This window comes from Streptomyces sp. FH025 (assembly GCF_017427025.1).
GTDB lineage: Bacteria > Actinomycetota > Actinomycetes > Streptomycetales > Streptomycetaceae > Kitasatospora.
In genome coordinates this window covers 1-4,327 of the sequence record NZ_JAFLNG010000657.1, presented here as the reverse complement: position 1 = coordinate 4,327, position 4,327 = coordinate 1, and the positions used below count along the sequence as shown (strand labels likewise).

Below are 4,327 nucleotides of genomic sequence, written 5' to 3'. Positions count from 1 at the left end.
CGGTCCTCCTTCCGCGCCGCACCGGGCTGGGGGCTGCTGCTCCGGGAGTTGGGGACCACCCGCCGGGCCCTGGTGCGTCTGCTCGCGTGGTCCGGAGTGGAGGCGTTGCCGCCGCTGGTGTCGGGGCTCTTCGTCTCGGCCGCGGTGGACCAGGGCTTCCTGGCCGGGCGGCCGGGAGTCGGCCTGGCCTGGCTGGGCGGCTTCGGGGCGGCCATGGCGGTGCGGGCGTACGCGGCGCGGGCCGGGTTCCCGCACCTCGCGGGGGTGGTGGAGCCGCTGCGGGACTCCTTGGTGGAGCGGGTGGTGCGCAGCGCGCTCGCGCGCCCGTCGGCGGATCCGGCCGAGGTCGCCCGACTCACCGAACAGGTCGAGTCCGCACGGCAGTTGACCGCGACGTTGCTGCGCACCCTGCGCGGGGTGGGGGTCACGCTGGTCGCCGCGCTGGTCGGCCTGACGCTGCTGGCGCCCGTCGTCCTGCCGCTGGTCCTGCTGCCGCTGCTGGCGGCCGGGGCGCTCTTCGTCCGGCTGCTGCGCCCGATGACCGCTCGCCGCGGGGCGGTGGTGCTGGCCGAGGAACGGCTCGCCGCCGAGGCCGGGCGGGCGTTGCAGGGGCTGCGCGACGTACAGGCCTCGGGCACCGGGGAGGAGGTCGCCCGGGCGCTGGCGGAGGCCGCGCGGGAGAGCGCCGCCGCCTCCCGGGCGCTGGGCCGGGCCTCGGCGCTGCGTGCGCTGGTGGTGGCGCTCGGCGGGCGGCTGCCGGTGCTGGCCGTCCTGGCGGCGGCGCCGTGGCTGCTCGCGCACGACGCCCTGACCGCCGGTGAGCTGCTCGGCGTCACCACCTACCTCCTGCAGCAACTCGACCCTGCGGTACGGACTTTGGCCGGTACGGTCGGCGGCTGGCTGCTCAGCCTCGCCGTGGTGCTGGACCGCCTGGCGGCGGTCACCGCGCCCGACGCCCGTCGGCCGCCGGTCGCCCAGCCGCCCGACGCGCCCGCCGGGGAGGTGCGGCTGGTCGGCGTCCGGTACGCGCACGGCCCCGGCGCCGCTCCGGTGCTCGACGGGTTGGACGCGGCGTTCCGCGCCGGGGAGCACGTGGCGGTCGTCGGCGTCAGCGGGGCTGGGAAGTCGACCCTGGCCGGGCTGCTGGCGGGGATCGTGGCGCCGACCGCCGGGGAGGTGACGGTGGGGCACGTCGCCCTGCTCCCTCAGGAGGCGTACGTGTTCCCCGGGTCGCTGCGGGAGAACCTGGCCTGGCTCGCCCCCGAGACCACCGACCTCCGACTCGCCGAAGCCGTCGAGCGCCTGGGCGCCGACGACCTGGTGGCGCGCCTGGGCGGGCTGGGCGGCGCGTTGCGCGATCCGGGTGAACTGTCGGCCGGAGAGCGCCAGTTGATCGCGCTGGTCCGGACGTACGTGTCGCCCGCACCGGTGGTGGTGCTGGACGAGGCGACCTGCCACCTGGACGCCGCCGCCGAGGAGCGGGTCGAGCGGGCCTTCGCCGCCCGGCCGGGGACACTGGTGGTGATCGCGCACCGGATCAGTTCGGCGCTGCGCGCGGACCGGGTACTGCTGCTGGACGGCGGCCGGGGCGTGCTGGCCCGGCACGGCGACCTCCAGGTGCTGTCCCCGCTCTACCGCGAGCTCGTCGGCCACTGGCTCGGCTCGACGGCGAACGGTCCGGAACCGATCGGATCGACGTCGAACGACACGAACAACACGACGTCGAACGGCCCGACACCCCACCGCCCAACACCCCCGGGCACGACAGGACTCGCGTCATGATCTCGATAGGATCTCGTCCGTCCCGGCCGTTATGGTGGCCGGGGCACGGGCCGCGATCACCGGCTGTGGGCGCGTACCGAGCGCCCGATCGGGGACCCGACCGTGCGCCCCCGGCGCCGGGCGGGCGCCGATGATGACCTGCACCCTCCGCACGGAAAAGACGATTCTCATGTCCGACACCCTCACCGACACCACCGGACCCATGACCAACGGGACCGACGCCGACGAGAAGACGGCCGAGGAGACCGCGGCGCACGGCCGCCACCGCGGCGCGTCCTCCGCCGACGACACCCCCGGGGCAGACCCGCACGGCCGCCACCGCGCGGCCGGCGCCCGGGGCTGACCCCGGCAACAACCGACACACCGCGAGGGCCCGCCGGGAGCACGCCCGGCGGGCCCTCGCACGTCGAGTCGACGCGACCTCACCGGTCCAGCGAGACCACCGTCCGCAGCGCCTCGCCGCTGCGCATCTGCGCGATCGCCTCGTTCACGTCCGCCAGCCCGACCCGGTGCGTGACCATCCCGTCGAGGTCGATCCGCCCGGCCCGCCACAGGTCGACGACCAGCCCGATCGTGCGCGCCACCGGCGCCCCGCCGTAGAGCGAGGGCAGCAGCCGCTTCTCGTTGAAGAACAGCTCGCCCATGGTGAACTGCGCGAGGTCGTCCTGGGCGCCCGCGCCGATGACCACCACCGCGCCGCCCCGCCGGGCCGCGTCGTACCCGGCCCGGACGGTGGCGGCGCGGCCGACCGCCTCGAAGACGTAGTCGAAGCCGCCGCCCGGCAGGCCCTTGGCGACCGCCTTCAGCTCCTCGGGGGCGATCGCCTCGGTGGCACCGAAGGTCAGGGCGCGCTCACGGCGCGAGGCCACCGGGTCGACGACGGTGATCCGGGCGGCGCCGCAGACCCGGGCGCCCTGCACGGTGGCGATCCCGACCCCGCCCGCGCCGATCACCGCGACCGAGGAGCCGGGCTCGACCCGGGCGGTGTTGACGGCGGCGCCGACGCCCGTGGTCACCCCGCACCCGATCAGCGCGGCGGCCTCGTACGGCAGGTCGGCCGGCACCTTGATCACGGCGTCCGCCGCGACCACGACCTCCTCGGCGAACGCCCCGGTGCCGTAGAAGCCGGAGGCCTGCGCACCATCCTCGGAGAACCGGAAGCCCGGGGCCCCGAGGCGCCGCAGGCTGGCGACGCACAGGTGGCCGCGGCCGCTCTCGCAGTGGGCGCAGCGCCCGCAGGGCGCCATCCAGCAGAGCACCACGCGGTCGCCGGGCTCGACCCCGGTGACGCCCTCGCCGACCTCCACGACGTCTCCGGCGCCCTCGTGCCCGGGGACGAACGGCGCGGGCTGCGGCAGCACGCCGTTCATCGCGGAGAGGTCCGAGTGGCACAGGCTCGCGGCGCGCATCCGGACCCGTACGGTGCCCGGGCCGAATCCGACCGCCGTCACGTCCTCGCGGACGTCGAGGGTGTCCTGGCCGGTCTTGTGCAGGACGGCTGCGCGCATGGGGCTGCTCCCGGTGTGCCTCGTGTGCTTCGTACGCCTCTCACCCTCAAGTGCCTGGGCAGCTTGAGCGCCGAGGATGGACGGTCGGCCCGATTCTGGCACGGCCGCCATCCGCCGACTAGAACGCGTTCCAGCCTGCCCGCCCGGCGGTTCCGCGGGCACCGCGCCGCCGCCGTCCCCGCTACCGTCGAGTAGGGTCCGAGCACGTCCGTCCGCCGTACCGACCCGAGGAGCACCGCATGTCCGACCTGCTGGAGAGCGCCCGACCGGCGCCCGAGGTGCTGGCGGCGTTCGAGGCGGCCACCGGGTTCATGCCGGTGGACGAGGGCCTCGCGCTGTACGCGGCGGCGGTGGAGGCGGCCCGGCGCACCGGGCTGCCGCTGCTGGAGATCGGCACCTACTGCGGCCGCTCGGCGATCCTGCTGGCCGCGGCGGCCCGCGAGGCCGGGACGGTCGCGCTGACCGTGGACCACCACCGGGGCTCGGAGGAGCAGCAGCCCGGCTGGGAGTACCACGACCCGACGCTGGTGGACCGGGAGGTCGGGCTGATGGACACCCTGCCCCGCTTCCGCCGCACCCTGCACGCCGCCGGGCTGGAGGAGCACGTGGTCGCGCTGGTCGGCCGCTCCCCGCGGATCGCCGCGCTGTGGGGGCGGCCGTTGGGCCTGGTGTTCGTCGACGGCGGTCACACCGACGAGCACGCCACCGGCGACTACGAGGGCTGGGTGCCGCACCTGGCGCCGGAGGGCCTGCTGGTGGTGCACGACGTGTTCCCGGACCCGGCGGACGGCGGCCAGGCCCCGTACCGGGTGTACCTGCGGGCGCTGGCCGAGGGCTTCGAGGAGGTCTCGGTGACCGGTTCGCTGCGCGTCCTGCGCCGGGCGGCGGTCCCGGGCGCTCCCCGGGCCTGACCGGAACTCCCCCACAGCCCCGGGCGGATGCTCTAACGTCGTGCCGGGGCTGTCGGGCGGGGGTTCGAACGGTACGGTGGCCGCGCAGCAGCACCAGGCAGACGGAGCATCGGCGGACGGTGGGGG

The 4,327-nt window shown here is 76.1% G+C and carries 4 protein-coding genes; 3 read left to right on the top strand and 1 reads right to left on the bottom strand.

Going from position 1 to position 4,327, the window contains the following annotated elements:
* Both J0670_RS31485 and J0670_RS31480 read left to right on the top strand, forming a co-directional pair.
* The coding region (locus J0670_RS31485) for an ABC transporter ATP-binding protein (protein ID WP_307806783.1) at positions 1–1,782 on the top strand (1,782 nt) is incomplete at its 5' end.
* 169 nt (positions 1,783–1,951) lie between these two features.
* Complete coding sequence (locus J0670_RS31480; RefSeq protein WP_207815311.1) at positions 1,952–2,125, top strand: hypothetical protein; 174 nt, start codon at positions 1,952–1,954, stop codon at positions 2,123–2,125.
* 79 nt (positions 2,126–2,204) lie between these two features.
* Here the strand turns inward: J0670_RS31480 and J0670_RS31475 are convergent, their stop codons facing one another.
* Entirely contained in the window at positions 2,205–3,290 is a 1,086-nt protein-coding gene (locus tag J0670_RS31475) for a Zn-dependent alcohol dehydrogenase (protein ID WP_207815307.1), read from the bottom strand.
* A 239-nt stretch (positions 3,291–3,529) separates the two neighbouring features.
* On the opposite strand from J0670_RS31475, the gene J0670_RS31470 reads away from it, so the two are divergent.
* On the top strand, positions 3,530–4,201 hold the full coding sequence (locus J0670_RS31470) for a class I SAM-dependent methyltransferase (protein ID WP_207815305.1): 672 nt from the start codon (positions 3,530–3,532) through the stop codon (positions 4,199–4,201).
* Positions 4,202–4,327: the final 126 nt, after the last annotated feature.